General features: G+C 41.5%; 14 protein-coding genes and 1 rRNA gene. 3 read left to right on the forward strand and 12 right to left on the reverse strand.

The features are described 5' to 3' along the window. Together ASG46_RS09360 and ASG46_RS09365 are read right to left on the reverse strand one after the other, a co-directional pair. A 16S ribosomal RNA gene (locus ASG46_RS09360) occupies positions 1-89 on the reverse strand; the annotation flags it as partial. A gap of 315 nt (positions 90-404) precedes the next feature. Next, the gene (locus ASG46_RS09365) at positions 405-1,283 is read right to left on the reverse strand and encodes a nucleotidyltransferase-like protein (RefSeq protein WP_035703773.1); all 879 of its coding nucleotides are present in this window, start codon (positions 1,281-1,283) and stop codon (positions 405-407) included. 189 nt (positions 1,284-1,472) lie between these two features. On the opposite strand from ASG46_RS09365, the gene ASG46_RS09370 reads away from it, so the two are divergent. Continuing rightward, the gene (locus tag ASG46_RS09370; protein ID WP_007496750.1) at positions 1,473-1,820 is read left to right on the forward strand and encodes a YgzB family protein; all 348 of its coding nucleotides are present in this window, start codon (positions 1,473-1,475) and stop codon (positions 1,818-1,820) included. 35 nt (positions 1,821-1,855) lie between these two features. Here the strand turns inward: ASG46_RS09370 and perR are convergent, their stop codons facing one another. After that, positions 1,856-2,293 carry a peroxide-responsive transcriptional repressor PerR gene (gene perR / locus ASG46_RS09375; protein ID WP_003217782.1) on the reverse strand — a complete coding sequence of 146 codons (438 nt, stop codon included), beginning with the start codon at positions 2,291-2,293 and terminating at the stop codon, positions 1,856-1,858. Between the two features lie 159 nt (positions 2,294-2,452). Continuing rightward, entirely contained in the window at positions 2,453-2,920 is a 468-nt protein-coding gene (bcp, locus tag ASG46_RS09380) for a thioredoxin-dependent thiol peroxidase (protein ID WP_007496746.1), read from the reverse strand. Positions 2,921-3,049: 129 nt separating this feature from the next. Here bcp and ASG46_RS09385 point away from each other — a divergent pair, with 129 nt between their 5' ends. Continuing rightward, the gene (locus ASG46_RS09385; protein ID WP_008341922.1) at positions 3,050-4,345 is read left to right on the forward strand and encodes a glutamate-1-semialdehyde 2,1-aminomutase; all 1,296 of its coding nucleotides are present in this window, start codon (positions 3,050-3,052) and stop codon (positions 4,343-4,345) included. A gap of 247 nt (positions 4,346-4,592) precedes the next feature. After that, positions 4,593-5,666, forward strand: coding sequence for an FUSC family protein (locus tag ASG46_RS09390; RefSeq protein WP_025206980.1), 1,074 nt, complete (start codon positions 4,593-4,595; stop codon positions 5,664-5,666). 29 nt (positions 5,667-5,695) lie between these two features. On the opposite strand, the gene ASG46_RS09395 is transcribed toward ASG46_RS09390, so the two are convergent. From ASG46_RS09395 to ASG46_RS09430, 8 genes are all read right to left on the reverse strand, one after another. After that, positions 5,696-6,592, reverse strand: coding sequence for an ABC transporter permease (locus ASG46_RS09395; RefSeq protein WP_008341942.1), 897 nt, complete (start codon positions 6,590-6,592; stop codon positions 5,696-5,698). A gap of 18 nt (positions 6,593-6,610) precedes the next feature. Then, positions 6,611-7,612, reverse strand: a complete 1,002-nt coding sequence (locus tag ASG46_RS09400) for an ABC transporter permease (RefSeq protein WP_007496737.1) — start codon at positions 7,610-7,612, stop codon at positions 6,611-6,613. A gap of 61 nt (positions 7,613-7,673) precedes the next feature. Next, on the reverse strand, positions 7,674-9,260 hold the full coding sequence (locus tag ASG46_RS09405; protein ID WP_056704283.1) for an ABC transporter substrate-binding protein: 1,587 nt from the start codon (positions 9,258-9,260) through the stop codon (positions 7,674-7,676). Beyond that, positions 9,235-10,212 carry an ABC transporter ATP-binding protein gene (locus tag ASG46_RS09410; RefSeq protein WP_082515473.1) on the reverse strand — a complete coding sequence of 326 codons (978 nt, stop codon included), beginning with the start codon at positions 10,210-10,212 and terminating at the stop codon, positions 9,235-9,237. Before ASG46_RS09410 ends, ASG46_RS09405 begins: the two co-directional genes overlap by 26 nt. Then, entirely contained in the window at positions 10,181-11,203 is a 1,023-nt protein-coding gene (locus ASG46_RS09415) for an ABC transporter ATP-binding protein (protein ID WP_056704287.1), read from the reverse strand. Before ASG46_RS09415 ends, ASG46_RS09410 begins: the two co-directional genes overlap by 32 nt. A 112-nt stretch (positions 11,204-11,315) precedes the next feature. After that, entirely contained in the window at positions 11,316-13,058 is a 1,743-nt protein-coding gene (locus ASG46_RS09420; protein WP_008341950.1) for an ABC transporter ATP-binding protein, read from the reverse strand. A 95-nt stretch (positions 13,059-13,153) separates the two neighbouring features. Then, a complete protein-coding gene (gene ntdP, locus ASG46_RS09425; protein WP_008341956.1) occupies positions 13,154-13,684 on the reverse strand; it encodes a nucleoside tri-diphosphate phosphatase in 531 nt (176 codons plus the stop codon). Positions 13,685-13,831: 147 nt separating this feature from the next. Next, positions 13,832-14,092 (reverse strand): YgaB family protein, encoded by a 261-nt coding sequence (locus ASG46_RS09430; protein WP_035391255.1) that lies wholly within the window; start codon positions 14,090-14,092, stop codon positions 13,832-13,834. Between the last annotated feature and the right edge of the window lie 292 nt (positions 14,093-14,384).

Genomic DNA, 14,384 nt, shown 5'->3' on the forward strand with positions numbered 1-14,384 from the left:
GGGAGCAAGCTCCCTTCTGTCCGCTCGACTTGCATGTATTAGGCACGCCGCCAGCGTTCGTCCTGAGCCAGGATCAAACTCTCCGAGGTATGCAGGATTCATATCACACATGCGTTGCTACACGATGTAGCGAACTTAGCATGCGATCATTTCCTGCCTCGTCAGTCTGACTGACTACCTATGAAGTATCATAGGATTTTTTATAAAAAATCGAATTAACAGGTACGTTTTGTCTTGTTTAGTTTTCAAAGATCATCTTCGTTATCGCTCAGAGGCGACTTTCTTAATATAACATTTGAGCACCGTGTGCGTCAAGTGTTTTTCTGAATTTCTTTTTGTCCGCTTTTCTTTCAAAGCAACTCGGTTGCTCATTAGCGACGTTTAATAATATACCATCATAATATTCATGCGTCAATATCTTTTTTAACAAAATATCCTCGGTGATAGATTTTTTGCCCCTTCGTCTCAATTGGCTCTACTAGCACAATTCCTTTTTCCACAAAGAAATCAATCATCACACTAAGATCAGGCGTGAAATGTTTGAGATCAGGATGTGCAAGAAGCTCGCCAAACAGCCAAATTTCCTGCTGTTCCATGACATGACGCAAATGAGCCGCACCAATTTCTGCTTTTGAATGAATCAAGAAATCATTCGCTAGGAATAAAAGTTCTAACCGCTTATGAAGACTTTCGTGGCTTTCAATCAACTCTGAATAAAGTTTATATACTTCCGGCTCCATATGACGTACTTGGTTCCAAACGGTCACTTCTGGGTGGAAGCCTTTATCAATCACTTCAATACGCGCCAGATGATGCAGGGCATGCACAATGGAATTATATGCATCGAGGAATTGATTTGATTCAAAAAATGCTTTTCCTTCTATATATCTTCGAATGAGCTTGCCATATTCTAAACCAATTTTGAGCTTGCGGTTAGAAAACGGGAATGTACTCAGTTCATCAATCAAGTTGAAAATATATTCATTTCGATCAAACAGGACTTTTCCGTTTAAAATCCAATCAATAATCCGTCTGTTGGTACCTAAGGTAATCCATTCCTTCAACTGATCATCTGTGACAACATTTAAAGAAGCTGTTTGGTGACCGGATTCATAGTGCTTAATAAATAACGGTTCTTCCGCATCCTTTACGATGACTAGAAGCGCTGCATCAAAGTTATCCGTCTCAGAAGATACTTTATGTCTTCTTTCTACTATAATCACAGCTAATGTATCTGGATGACTTGCTCTCTCTTGATAAATAGGACGGAGAAGATTTTCCATAGTGATTCCTCCAATACTCGGGTGTAAGGTTCTTCTCTAATGCTATGTATTTCTCCTCATAGAATCAAAATTCCTTCAATACATGAAAAAAGATCGTTGAATCATTATAAGCAATTTATTCACAAAACTCTATAACTAATTCAAACAGAAAGGTAAAATGTGCTATATTGGAGATAAGGGGGACTAGGGATGGCGAAATACTCCAGTAAGATTAATAAAATCAGAACATTTGCACTTAGTTTGGTTTTTGTTGGTTTTTTGATCATGTATATCGGTGTGTTCTTCAAGGAATCGGTCTGGCTGTCGACCTTCTTTATGCTACTCGGCGTGTTATCGATTGGATTGAGTACAGCCGTTTACTTTTGGATCGGTATGCTTTCTACGAAGGCAGTCCGGGTCGTATGTCCAGGCTGCGAGAAGGAAACAAAAGTGCTTGGGCGGGTGGACATGTGCATGCATTGCAGAGAGCCACTTACACTCGATCCAGCATTAGAAGGCAAAGAGTTTGATGAATCCTACAATCGAAAAAAGTCATAAAAATAAGCTGACCATTCAACTGGTCAGCTTTTTCATTAATGATTTTCTTTTTTTGCACATTCTTGACAAGTGCCATAGATCTCCAAGCGATGATGACTTACTGTAAAGCCTGTCACATGGGATGCAAGCTGTTCTACTTCATCAAGGCCAGGATAGTGAAAGTCAACGATCTTTCCGCAATTTTCACAAATCGCATGGTAATGGTCAGATGTCGCAAAATCAAATCGGCTTGAGGAATCCCCATACGTTAACTCTTTTACTAATCCAGATTCCCGGAAGACTCGTAAATTGTTGTAAACCGTTGCTACACTCATATTAGGAAATTTTCCTTCAAGTGCCTTATATATATCGTCCGCGGTTGGGTGTGTCATAGAATTTACGAGAAACTCCAAGATGGCATGGCGCTGCGGAGTAATTCGAACACCGGTTTCTTTTAGAGCATCTAAAGCGTCTTTTAGTTCGTGAGCAGCCATTTCATCATGCACCTCTCTTTTCAAAAATATTCTTATATTATAATCTTTATAAATAGTGTACCCCCAGAGCCGAAACTTTGTCAATTACAATCCTCTTTTTTACCTATTCTTCTATACAAAAAAGACCGGCACGACTGCCGATCTCATCACGTCAACATATTAAGCGTGAGCTTTCAGTTCCTCAAGCGCTTCTTCCACATGATCTTTCACCTTTACTTTACGCCACTCTTTCACAAGCTTTCCTTCTTTATTAATAAGAAACGTTGAGCGTTCAATTCCCATGTATTCCTTACCAAAGTTCTTTTTCAGCTTCCATACACCGAAAGCTTCAGACAATTTTTGTTCGTCATCTACAAGAAGCAGGAAAGGTAAGTCATGTTTTTCTTTAAACTTTTGGTGCTTGTCTTGACCGTCTGGGCTTACGCCGATAATCACAGCATCTAATTCCGCAAAGCTTTGATGGCGGTCACGGAAATCACAAGCTTCCGTTGTGCACCCCGGCGTCATATCTTTTGGATAAAAATAAAGGACAATGTGTTTCCCTTTAAAATCAGAGAGCTTTACTTTCTCTCCATTATCACCGAGTAATTCAATATCAGGTACTTGCTGCCCCACTTCGATTGTCATGATACAATCCCTCCAACCTATTTTTTCATTAGCCTATCCAATTTCGAGAAGATATTCAACTAAGGACGCTTGCATCGGCATGTTAAAATAATGATAGACGACGTGATACGTTGAGATAGGAGGCTATTTATGAAATTCACCGAATCAGAAAAATTACATCAAGAGGCGCTGGAGCATATTGTTGGAGGGGTTAACAGCCCATCTCGTTCATATAAAGCAGTGGGCGGCGGGTCACCTGTTGCAATGGAGAAAGGCGAAGGCGCTTATTTTTGGGATGTTGACGGAAACCGTTATATCGACTATTTGGCAGCATACGGTCCAATTATTACGGGACATGCTCATCCTCATATTACAAAAGCCATCACGAAAGCAGCCGAGACGGGTGTCCTTTACGGAACACCAACGAAGCATGAAGTCACTTTTGCTAAGATGCTGAAGGAAGCGATGCCTGCTTTGGATAAAGTTCGTTTTGTCAATTCAGGTACAGAAGCTGTGATGACGACAATCCGTGTTGCTCGCGCTTATACAGGCAGAACAAAGATCATTAAGTTTGCCGGATGTTACCACGGTCATTCTGATCTTGTGCTAGTTGCGGCCGGCTCTGGACCTTCCACTTTAGGAACACCAGATTCAGCGGGCGTGCCTAAAAGTATTGCCAATGAAGTCATTACCGTTCCATTCAACGATATAGACAGCTACAAAGAAGCATTAGACCGCTGGGGTGATGAAGTAGCAGCTGTTCTTGTTGAGCCAATTGTCGGGAACTTTGGCATCGTAGAGCCTAAAGACGGTTTCCTGCAGCAGGTGAATGACCTGACTCATGAAAAAGGGGCTCTAGTCATCTATGATGAAGTCATTACAGCTTTCCGCTTTATGTATGGTGGTGCACAGGACTTGCTTCAAGTAAAACCTGACCTCACTGCATTAGGTAAAATTATCGGCGGCGGTCTTCCAATCGGCGCTTACGGCGGCAAAAAAGAAATTATGGAGCAAGTCGCCCCGCTTGGACCAGCCTACCAAGCTGGTACGATGGCAGGAAATCCCGCCTCCATCCTTTCTGGTATTGCATGCTTGGAAGTGTTAAAAGAAGACGGAGTCTACGAACGTCTGGATCAGCTCGGGGCCATGTTAGAAGAGGGAATTTTAGCCCACGCAAAAAAACATCAAGTAGATATTACAGTGAATCGCTTAAAAGGTGCTCTCACCATTTATTTTACAAAAGAAACGATTGTGAACTACGAGCAGGCTGAAAATACGGATGGTGAAATGTTCGCCCGTTTCTTTAAATTCATGCTCGCACAAGGTATTAACCTCGCTCCTTCTAAATATGAAGCGTGGTTCTTAACCATTGCACATACTGAAAATGATATTTCTGAAACGCTCAAAGCGGTAGATCATGCGTTTGAACAACTGAAACAATCATAATGAAGAGAAAAACAGACGTAAATTCATGCGTCTGTTTTTTTATTTACCAGCTCTTGATTGTCAAAAGCGAGTGAATCTGTTACATTTTTTCTCAATACCTTCTTTTGATGTTTTCATGAACTTTCAAAAATCACTTGAATATTTCGGAAGACCGCTGTATATTACTTAGTTGTTTCATCAAAATATTTATGATATATGACAAGTGGTCATCTATTATCGAAAAGAAAGGAATGCAGGGACAAAACCAATGAAACTTGGAGCCCGTATTTTAAAAACTGGTATTGCCATTGTACTCGCGCTTTACCTGGCAACATGGCTTGGGTTGCCGACACCCGTTTTCGCGGGAATTGCAGCTGTATTTGCTATCCAGCCATCTATTTATCGATCATTTTTAACGATTGTTGATCAAGTGCAAGCCAATATTATTGGAGCAGCACTTGCCATTACGTTCGGTCTGCTTTTTGGCACAGGACCAGTCATCATCGGCTTAACTGCCGTCATGGTCATTGCGATTAATTTAAAGCTGAAGATTGAACACACGATTCCGATTGCACTCGTAACCGTCATCGCGATTTTAGAAAGTGCAGGGGATCATTTCCTTTCCTTTGCCTTAATTCGAACAGCAACTGTGGTGTTAGGCGTACTTTCTTCATTTTTAGTGAATTTGATTTTCCTGCCGCCAAAGTATGAAACAAAGCTTGTTCATCACATTATGGAAAATACGGAGGAGATTTTAAAATGGATCCGTCTGAGCTCCAGACAGTCAACTGATCATTCCACTTTAAAGGATGACATCGATCAAATAAAAGAACGCATGATCAAATTAGATCACATTTACTTGTTATACAAAGAAGAACGAAGCTATTTAAAGAAAACAACTTATGTCAAATCTAGAAAGCTTGTTTTATTCAGACAGGCAATCATGACGTCTAATCGAGCGCTGTACTTGCTGAAAAAGCTTCATAAGTTAGAAAATGAAATTCATTTGATGCCAGAGCATTTCAGAGAGAGCTTAACAGATGAGATTGATTATTTACTGTACTGGCATGAACGTACCTTGATGAAGTTTGTTGGAAAAATGAAACCGCAGGACGATGATTTTCAGAATGAATGCTCTCTTCGTCTTGAAGCATTAACGAAATCATTTATTCAGCACCAGCAAAATCAAGAAAACGACTTACTCGATTACAATATGTTGAATGTGATGTCGAGTATTATTGAATACCGTGATGAATTGGAGCATCTAGATACTTTGATTACAAGCTTCCAAACGTATCACCCAAAAGATAGTGAGATTGAGACAGAAGAAAAAGAAGCTTAAATAGAAAAGACCGATTCTTAGAATCGGTCTTATTTTATTTTCTTCATTTTAGGATCAAGGGTGTCTCTTAATCCATCTCCCATCAAGTTAAAGCCAAGAACCGTCAGCATGATCGCAATCCCCGGGAAAAATAAAGTCCATGGCGCTTGTACGAGATAAGGTCTCGCATCGGCAAGCATTTTCCCCCACTCTGGACTTGGCGCTTGTGCACCTAATCCTAAAAATCCTAAAGCGGCCGCTTCAATAATGGCAGTACCAATCGCAAGCGTCGCTTGAACGATGACCGGCACCATACTATTTGGCAGAATGTGACGAAGAACGATGCGGCGGTGTGACATCCCGACTGCCTTTGCTGCTAAAACATATTCTTCTTGCTTAATGCTCAGCACCTTTGAACGAACCAGCCGGCCAAATGTGGGGACGTTAATAATCGCTATGGCAATAAGGGCATTTTGTAAGGAAGGTCCTAAGATGGAAACGATCGCAATCGCTAATAGAATGCTAGGAAAAGCGAGTAAAATATCAAATAGTCTTGAGATGACAGCATCCAGCAATCTACCGCCGTAACCTGCCATCAATCCAAGCAATGTTCCTAAAATAACCGACCCGAGAACGGAGAAGAAACCCACCCATAATGAAATCCGAGCTCCATGCACGACTCTAGAAAATATGTCTCTCCCGAAATCATCCGTACCAAACCAATGCGCAGCTGAAGGGGCACTAAATCGTTCGCCTAGTGACTGCTCGTTGATTCCATAAGGAGCAATGAGCGGTGCAAAGATTGCTAGGATCAGAAATAAAAAGACAATCACAGTGCCAATGACCGCCAGCTTGTGCTGAAAGAACAGTTTCATCGATTCAAGAATCAGTGATTGAGAGCGTTCTTCCTTTTGTTCAGGTGCTTGAAGCTCTTTTTGCGCTTCCATGTCGTCACTCTCCCTTCTCTAGTATTTAATCCTCGGATCAATGACTGCATACAAGATATCCACAATGAAATTGATCAGCACAAATATGAGCGCAACAACAAGAATGCCAGTTTGAATAACAGGATAATCACGATAGCTAATGGCATCGTAAATATATCGCCCAATTCCCGGCCAAGCAAAGATCGTTTCTGTTAAAATGGCTCCGCCTAGCAAGAGACCTGTTTGAAGACCAATAATCGTTAAAATCGGAATGAGCGCATTTTTCAGCCCATGCTGATAAATGATGAAAAATGAACGTACCCCTTTTGCTTTTGCTGTTCGAATAAAATCTGAATGAAGAACTTCCAGCATACTTGCCCTCGTAATCCTTGCAATAATCGCAGCAGGAATCGTTGCGAGAGCGGTACTTGGTAAGATTAAATGCTTGATGCTGTCAAAGAATTGATCAAATCGTCCTTGCAAAAGCGTGTCCAGCGTATGAATATAGGTGATCGACTCTACCGGATTTCTGACGTTTTCTCGTCCTGTAGTCGGCAAAATACCTAATTCAATCGAGAATAGCCACTGTCCCATTAAGCCTAACCAGAAAATCGGCATGGACACCCCAATGAGCGCAATAAACATGGCCACATAATCAAAGAAAGAATGTTTAAACCACGCACTAATGATTCCGGCATTCACACCGACAATAATCGCCAGCAACATAGCGAAGAAAGTCAATTCTAATGTAGCGAATAAGTAAGGCTTCATTTCCTGGGCAATAGCCGCTCCTGTTCGTATGGAAGTCCCTAGATCACCTTTTAAAAGCCCCAGCATGTAGTGACCATATTGTACGTACCACGGCTGATCTAAACCAAGCTGAATCGTCAATTGCTCTACTGCTTCTTTCGTTGCCCGCTGTCCTAAGATGACCTGCGCCGGATTTCCAGGGATAAACCGAATAATAGAAAATACAACTAAGGTCATTCCGATCAGTACTGGAATGAGCATTCCTGCTCGCTTCATACAATAAGCAAACAAACAGCTTTCACCGCCTTTTCATTGTTTGGATAAGGGAGATCGAACGATCTCCCTTATTTGCTTATTCGAAATATACGTCAGTCAATGCTTCGGAACCAGTCGGATGCGGCTGGTAGCCTTTTAAATCTTTAGATGCGGCGAGCATTGGAATTGAATGGACTAATGGGATCCAAGGCGCTTCATCATGAATGATTTCTTGAGCTTCTTGATATAATTCATTTCGCTTCTTTTGATCCGTATTGGTCTGCGCTTCAATGAGGATGTCATGCATTTTATCGTTTTGGAAGAATGTATAGTTGTTACCGCCAATACTGTCTTTATCTAATAATGTGTAGATGAAATTATCAGGATCGCCATTGTCCCCTGTCCATCCTAATAAGAACACATCTGCTTCGCCTTTACTTGCTTTATCTAAATAAGTCGCCCAATCATATGTGACGATTTCGGCTTTGACACCAACTTTTTCAAAGTTTGACTGAATGACTTCAGCTACCTTCATCCCGTCTGGCATATATGGACGCGGCACAGGCATTGCCCAAAGCTTGATGCGAAAACCGTCAGGGAAGCCTGCCTCTTTCAATAGTTCTTTTGCTTTTTCCGGATCATATGGATATGGCTCAATCTCGTCATTGTAGCCTTCTAATGACGGAGGAAGTGGATTTTTTGCTGGTTCAGCAAGCCCTCCATAAAACGACTCGATGATTGATTCTTTATCAACTGCATAATTGAGTGCCTGACGAACCAACTTGTTATCAAGCGGCTTTCTAGTCACTGTCAGCCCGATATAACCTACGTTCATGGATGGTCTTTCAATCAACTGGAGCGCTTTGTCTGTTTTAATGCCATCTAAATCGGACGGATTGACGCCGTCCATTAAGTCGATTTCGCCTGTTTTAAGCGCATTTAAACGAGCAGAGTTTTCAGGAATAGAGCGGAAGATGATTTGTTTCAGTTTTGGTTTATCTTTTTGCCAGTAATCTTCGTTCTTTTCTAAGACAATACGATCGTTCTGCTTCCATTCTTTAAACTTAAATGGTCCTGTGCCAACTGGGTTTTCTCTAAATGAATCACCGCTTTTTTCAACTGCTGCAGGACTAGCGATACCAAATGGTGACATGGCGATGTTTTTCAGAAATGTTGCTTGCGGGCGTTTGAGTTGAAATTCAATTTCATGCTCTCCTTTGACGATGATGTCTTTAATGACATGCCCTTTATCTTTTTTATAGCCGCCAAACATGCCGTAGTAAGGAAATTTTTCGGCATCTCCATTCATCCAGCGGTCAAAGTTGAATTTTACAGCTTCTGCATTAAAGTCTGTGCCATCGTGAAATTTCACACCTTCTCTTAAGTAGAACGTGTACGATTTTCCGTCCTTTGCAACATCCCATTCTGTTGCGAGGCCCGGATGGATGGTCGTGTCTTTTTCACCGTAATTCAAAAGCTTTTCAAACATATTCTCTGTGACCTTGAAGGTTTCGCCTTCTGTTGTTGTAATCGGATCAAGTGACGTAGAGTCCCCTCCTCTGCCGAATACGAGAGTGTCTTTTGTGGCTTTTTCTTCTGATGTTGATGAAGATGAACAGCCCCCTAAAAATAACGCAAGTGCCAGCACAAAAATGAAACTACTGAATAACCATGTCTTCTTCATTGTGTTCCTCCTTTTGATATAAATAGCACGCAGCTGCATGACCTGTTTCCTCCTCATACAAAGGCGGAACAGCTTGCAAGCATTGCGCCCACCTTTTTGGACATCTTTTATAGAAAGGACAGCCCTCTTCTGACACCAGGGTGGATTCTTCCGCTGACACATCCTGCGTTTCCAGCACGTGATCCATATGTGGAATGGATGTCAGAAGAAGCGATGTATAAGGATGAAGCGGCTTGTGAAATACGTTCTCCGCAGGACCCATTTCTACAATACGGCCAGCGTACATCACTGCAATTCGGTCGCTCATATACTTGACAACGCCTAGATCGTGAGAAATAAACAAGTACGTCAGAGAAAGCGTCTTTTGCAATTCGAGCATTAAATTCAATATTTGCGCTTGAACCGATACATCTAAAGCGGAAACTGGCTCATCGGCAATCACAAGACTTGGATGAGTAATCAGCGCCCTAGCAATTCCAATACGCTGCCTCTGACCGCCGCTGAATTGGTGCGCATATCGATCTCCATAAGATGGGTCAAACCCAACAATGTGCAGCATCTCTTTTACCCGCTTTTGTCTTTCTGCTTTTGTTCCATGTTTATGAACAATGAGCGGTTCTTCTAAAATGTCTTTGATTTTCATTCGTGGATTTAAGGAAGCGTATGGATCTTGGAAAATCATTTGAATGTCTTTTCTGAAGGAACGCATGTCTCGTTCTTTCAGAAGCGTCACTTCTTTTCCTTTCATTTGGATTGAGCCAGAAGTCGGTTCGATTAATCTCATTAAGCTTTTGCCAAGGGTTGATTTCCCGCAGCCAGATTCGCCCACAATGCCGAGCGTCTCTCCTTCTTTCACGTGAAAGGACACTTGATTTAAAGCCAAAGTCGTCTGTTTGTGTTTAGAAAAAAATGCCGATGTGTCATAACGCTTCGTCAGTTGATTCACTTGCAACAGTGGGTGATTCAGTGTCTTCTCCTCCTTCCATTAGAAAACATGCGACGCGGTGATTGTGTGAAATGGATTGTAAAGATGGGTCTTTTTCAAGACATTGCGTCATTTGATATGGACAGCGTGGTGCAAATTGACAGCCGGACCGAATAGCTCCTGGCTTAGGTACATGACCCGCAATAGACATGAGTTTTTCTTTTTTCTCTTTAAATGATGGAACAGAGGCGAAAAGACCTTTCGTGTAGGGATGGAGAGGTTTTTGGAAAATACGGTCAACGGTTCCTTCTTCTACGATTCGACCGGCATACATAATCATGACACGCTGGCATATTTGCCGCACGACGCCTAAATCATGAGTAATAAATAAAATAGCGGTGTCCATCTCTTCATTTAACTTTTTGAGCAAACGAAGAATTTGTGCTTGGATGGTGACATCAAGTGCAGTCGTTGGTTCATCTGCAATCATGAGCTTTGGGTGACACAGCATCGCCATCGCAATCATCACACGCTGACGCATGCCGCCCGATAGTTCATGTGGATATTTTTTGAGTAATGACGCTGCTTGTTTCAGGCCTACCGTTTGAAGCAAATCTACCGCTTTCGCTTTTGCTTCTTTTTGGCTGATGGCCTGATGTGTGAAAAGGGCTTCTGTCATTTGCTTGCCGATGGTCATGAGTGGATTGAGAGAAGTCATGGGTTCCTGGAAAATCATTGAGATGTCATTCCCTCTGACCTCTCGCCATTGTTTCTCCGAAAGTGACAGCAGGTTTTGACCTTCAAATTGTATGTGACCTGTTGTTTCTGTTTGGTGATTCAGCCCCATTAAAGACATCGATGTGATGCTTTTCCCGCAGCCAGATTCGCCCACAATACCTAAGGTTTCTCCTTTTTGAATAGAGAATGAGATGTCATGGACGATCGGGACTCTCTGCTTTTTTTGCTGAAAGGCAATGGATAGCTGTTTGACATCTAGCAATACTTCTTGTTCTTTCACATCTTCACCACCCCGTCATACTTTTTAAAATTGTATTGAGACAAGCTGGGAAATATGTCATGTTTTTGACAAGCATAAAAAAGCCTATCCGCTAGAATCGGATAGGCTTCTACTAATTTAATGTTTGAATGGTAAATAGATGGCGATAGTGGCTGTCTCGGTTCATTAATTCCTCATGTGTTCCTTTTTCCACAATCTCACCTTGTTCCATGACCACAATGAGGTCCGCATGTGTAATCGTTGATAAACGGTGCGCAACAATAAAAGTTGTGCGATCTTTTGCCAGCTTCTGCATCGCTTCTTGAATGTAATGTTCACTTTCTAAATCAAGTGCAGACGTCGCTTCGTCTAAAATAAGCAGCGGTGGATTTTTAAGAAATACCCTCGCAATTGAAATTCGTTGTTTTTGACCGCCTGATAGCTTTACGCCACGTTCTCCTACTTTCGTGTCATATCCTTCAGGAAGAGACATGATGAACTCATGGGCATTAGCCGCTTTGGCAGCCGACACAATTTTCTCAAAGGATGCTTCCGGGTCTCCCACAGCGATATTTTCTTTAATGGTGTCACTGAATAAGAATGTATCTTGAAGCACCATCCCGACTTGATTACGCAGGCTTCTTGCCTTGTACTCTTTAATATCAATGCCGTCAATTTCGAGTGATCCGCTTGTGACATCATAAAATCTTGGAATTAGGCTGACGAGTGTCGACTTCCCTCCGCCGCTCATTCCTACAAGCGCAACGGTTTGGCCTTTTTCTACTTTCAAGGAGATATTGTGTAAAATCTCTTCCTGTGTATGTTCGTAACGGAACGACACATCTTTAAATTCTACCTCACCTTTTAAGTGATTGGCTTCTTTTGCATTCGGCTTATCTGTTACTTCATACGGTTCATCAATAAACTCAAAAATACGATCCATTGATGCTACTGACTGAGTTAAAGTCGTCGATGAGTTAATGAGACGACGAATCGGGTTGTACATCCGGTCAATGTAGCCGACAAAGGCAATCATTGTCCCAATTGAAAGCGACCCGTTAATGACGGTATAGCCAGCAAAAGCAATGATGAGCAGCGGCGCAATGTCTGTGATCGTATTGACGACGGCGAAAGTTTTGGCATTCCAATTCGTATGATTGATCGCTTTGTTTAAGAAATTTTTATTTTCATCGTGAAAATTCTCTTGTTCGTATTCTTCAATCGCAAAGCTGCGAATGACAGGCATTCCTTGTACTCGCTCATGCAGGTGCCCTTGTACCTCAGCCAGTGCCTGCGACCGCTCTTTTGTCAGCTTGCGAAGCCGTCCGTAAAAATACTTCACTGCTAACGCATACAGTGGAAAAATAATGACAGACACAATGGTGAGTTTAAGATCCAGTGTACACATAATGGCTATCACAATCAGGACGGTCATCAAATCAAGCCAAATGTTCATAAGCCCTGTGATGACAAATTCCTTTGTTTGCTCCACATCGTTGATGACCCTTGAAATAATTTCCCCTGTTCTCGTGTTGGCGTAATAACGAAGGCTTAACTTTTGAATGTGCGAGAACAGTTTTTCCCGAATATCAAATAATACTTTACTACCTGTCCACTGCGCATAGTATTGTCTGTAGTACTCAACAGGCGGTCTCATCACTAAAAATAATACAAGCATGATTCCCATAATAATAAAGAGAGTGGATGTTTTTTCTTCAGCCGATCCAGAGCCTTGAATCACATCATCAATGACATACTTTAAAAGCAGAGGCAATGTTAAGGGAATCGAGAACTTAATCATTCCGATCACCATTGTCAATGCAATCTGTTTTTTATACGGTGTTACAAAAGCCATGTAACGTTTTATGACCCCCATGTAAATCTCCTTCCCAATCTATCAGTGCCTCTTATCCGTACGCAGTCAAAAACCTGTTGGCTTTGAAAAGCCAAACAGGTTTTAGCTGCTGTTACTTATTTTGTATAACGTAAAAAACGTTCATACCACATATCCACAAATTCTGGAGCAAACGGTCCCTTCCGCTGGTGAATCCAATGCAGTAATGTATTTAGATGCTCTCGTAAGATACTATCGATTTCTTTTGGATAATTCATCTGCCTCTTATGATCTGCATATTCATCCTCATCCAAAATATTATACGTCATGTCCGGAAAGACTTTGACATCTAAGTCGTAATCAATATACTTAATCGCCTCTTCATCTGTCGCAAAAGGAGAGCTGATGTTGCAGTAATAATACACCCCATCATCTCGAAGCATCCCAATGACATTAAACCATTGTTTTGCATGAAAATAGCAAATAGCCGGTTCTCTTGTCATCCATGTTCGGCCATCGGATTCAGTCACCATTGTTCGATCGTTTGCACCAATGATACACAATTCCGTTGCTTTCAGAATGGTGGTTTCATTCCAAATCCTGTGGATCAAGCCATTATGTTTATAGCTTTGAATTTGGATGGTTTCTCCTTCCTTGGGATAGCCCATATTTTCTCCCCTACTTTCTATAACAAACAAACCTAACAGTCCAAAGACCTAATTTCCCAACTAAACATGTCTCTATTATATTATACCGTTACATCATTAAAAAATGAAATGAAAAAGCCATTCAACCCAATTGAACGGCACACTCTTTTACATCACGGTTGAGCTCTTCTCCATTTGTTTATACGAATTGATGACTTGTTTAGTCTGTTTTGTAAATAGTGTCTGGACTTTTTGCAGTTCCTCTCGTTTCTGTTTGATTTGATCATGAAGCTTATGCCGCTCTTCCTTTTTTTCACCTTGCAGCAATTGTTTTTCTGTCTCTAAGTACAGATCCAGTTCTCCTTGTACATCGAGCAGCTGATCCATAAGCTGCATTTGTTCTTTGACTAGCTGGTCGAAATCAGACATCTAACTCCTCCCTTTCATTCGTATCGACTTTTTGTATCTATACCATTTCTTGAAAGAAGGAAGAAGTCCTTTGACTGTTTATGTAGAGGTTTTACAGGTTTTGTCGGATAGTGGTGACAGGCAAAAAGAAAAGCACTTCATTCGTAGATGAAGTGCTCAGGCTGTCGAGAAAATCTCGACAGCTTTATTTTTTTCCTTAAATTTTCCACTATCCCATTTTATAATAGAGAAAAGCATACTAAAGGAAGGTGTTTTTCTCATGTTCCACACTAGAAATTCTTCTCAGCACGAA

It is taken from the genome of Bacillus sp. Leaf49 (genome assembly GCF_001426125.1).
Taxonomy (GTDB): Bacteria; Bacillota; Bacilli; order Bacillales; family Bacillaceae; genus Bacillus; species Bacillus altitudinis.

What these genes read in the sequence shown, in the direction of transcription:
- ntdP (WP_008341956.1), bottom strand. Translation starts at nt 13,684, where the DNA reads ATGGGCTATCCCAAGGAAGGAGAAACCATCCAAATTCAAAGCTATAAA.
- ASG46_RS09420 (WP_008341950.1), bottom strand. Translation starts at nt 13,058, where the DNA reads ATGGGGGTCATAAAACGTTACATGGCTTTTGTAACACCGTATAAAAAA.
- ASG46_RS09405 (WP_056704283.1), bottom strand. Translation starts at nt 9,260, where the DNA reads ATGAAGAAGACATGGTTATTCAGTAGTTTCATTTTTGTGCTGGCACTT.
- ASG46_RS09390 (WP_025206980.1), top strand. Translation starts at nt 4,593, where the DNA reads ATGAAACTTGGAGCCCGTATTTTAAAAACTGGTATTGCCATTGTACTC.
- perR (WP_003217782.1), bottom strand. Translation starts at nt 2,293, where the DNA reads ATGGCTGCTCACGAACTAAAAGACGCTTTAGATGCTCTAAAAGAAACC.
- ASG46_RS09385 (WP_008341922.1), top strand. Translation starts at nt 3,050, where the DNA reads ATGAAATTCACCGAATCAGAAAAATTACATCAAGAGGCGCTGGAGCAT.
- ASG46_RS09370 (WP_007496750.1), top strand. Translation starts at nt 1,473, where the DNA reads ATGGCGAAATACTCCAGTAAGATTAATAAAATCAGAACATTTGCACTT.
- ASG46_RS09365 (WP_035703773.1), bottom strand. Translation starts at nt 1,283, where the DNA reads ATGGAAAATCTTCTCCGTCCTATTTATCAAGAGAGAGCAAGTCATCCA.
- bcp (WP_007496746.1), bottom strand. Translation starts at nt 2,920, where the DNA reads ATGACAATCGAAGTGGGGCAGCAAGTACCTGATATTGAATTACTCGGT.
- ASG46_RS09430 (WP_035391255.1), bottom strand. Translation starts at nt 14,092, where the DNA reads ATGTCTGATTTCGACCAGCTAGTCAAAGAACAAATGCAGCTTATGGAT.
- ASG46_RS09395 (WP_008341942.1), bottom strand. Translation starts at nt 6,592, where the DNA reads ATGGAAGCGCAAAAAGAGCTTCAAGCACCTGAACAAAAGGAAGAACGC.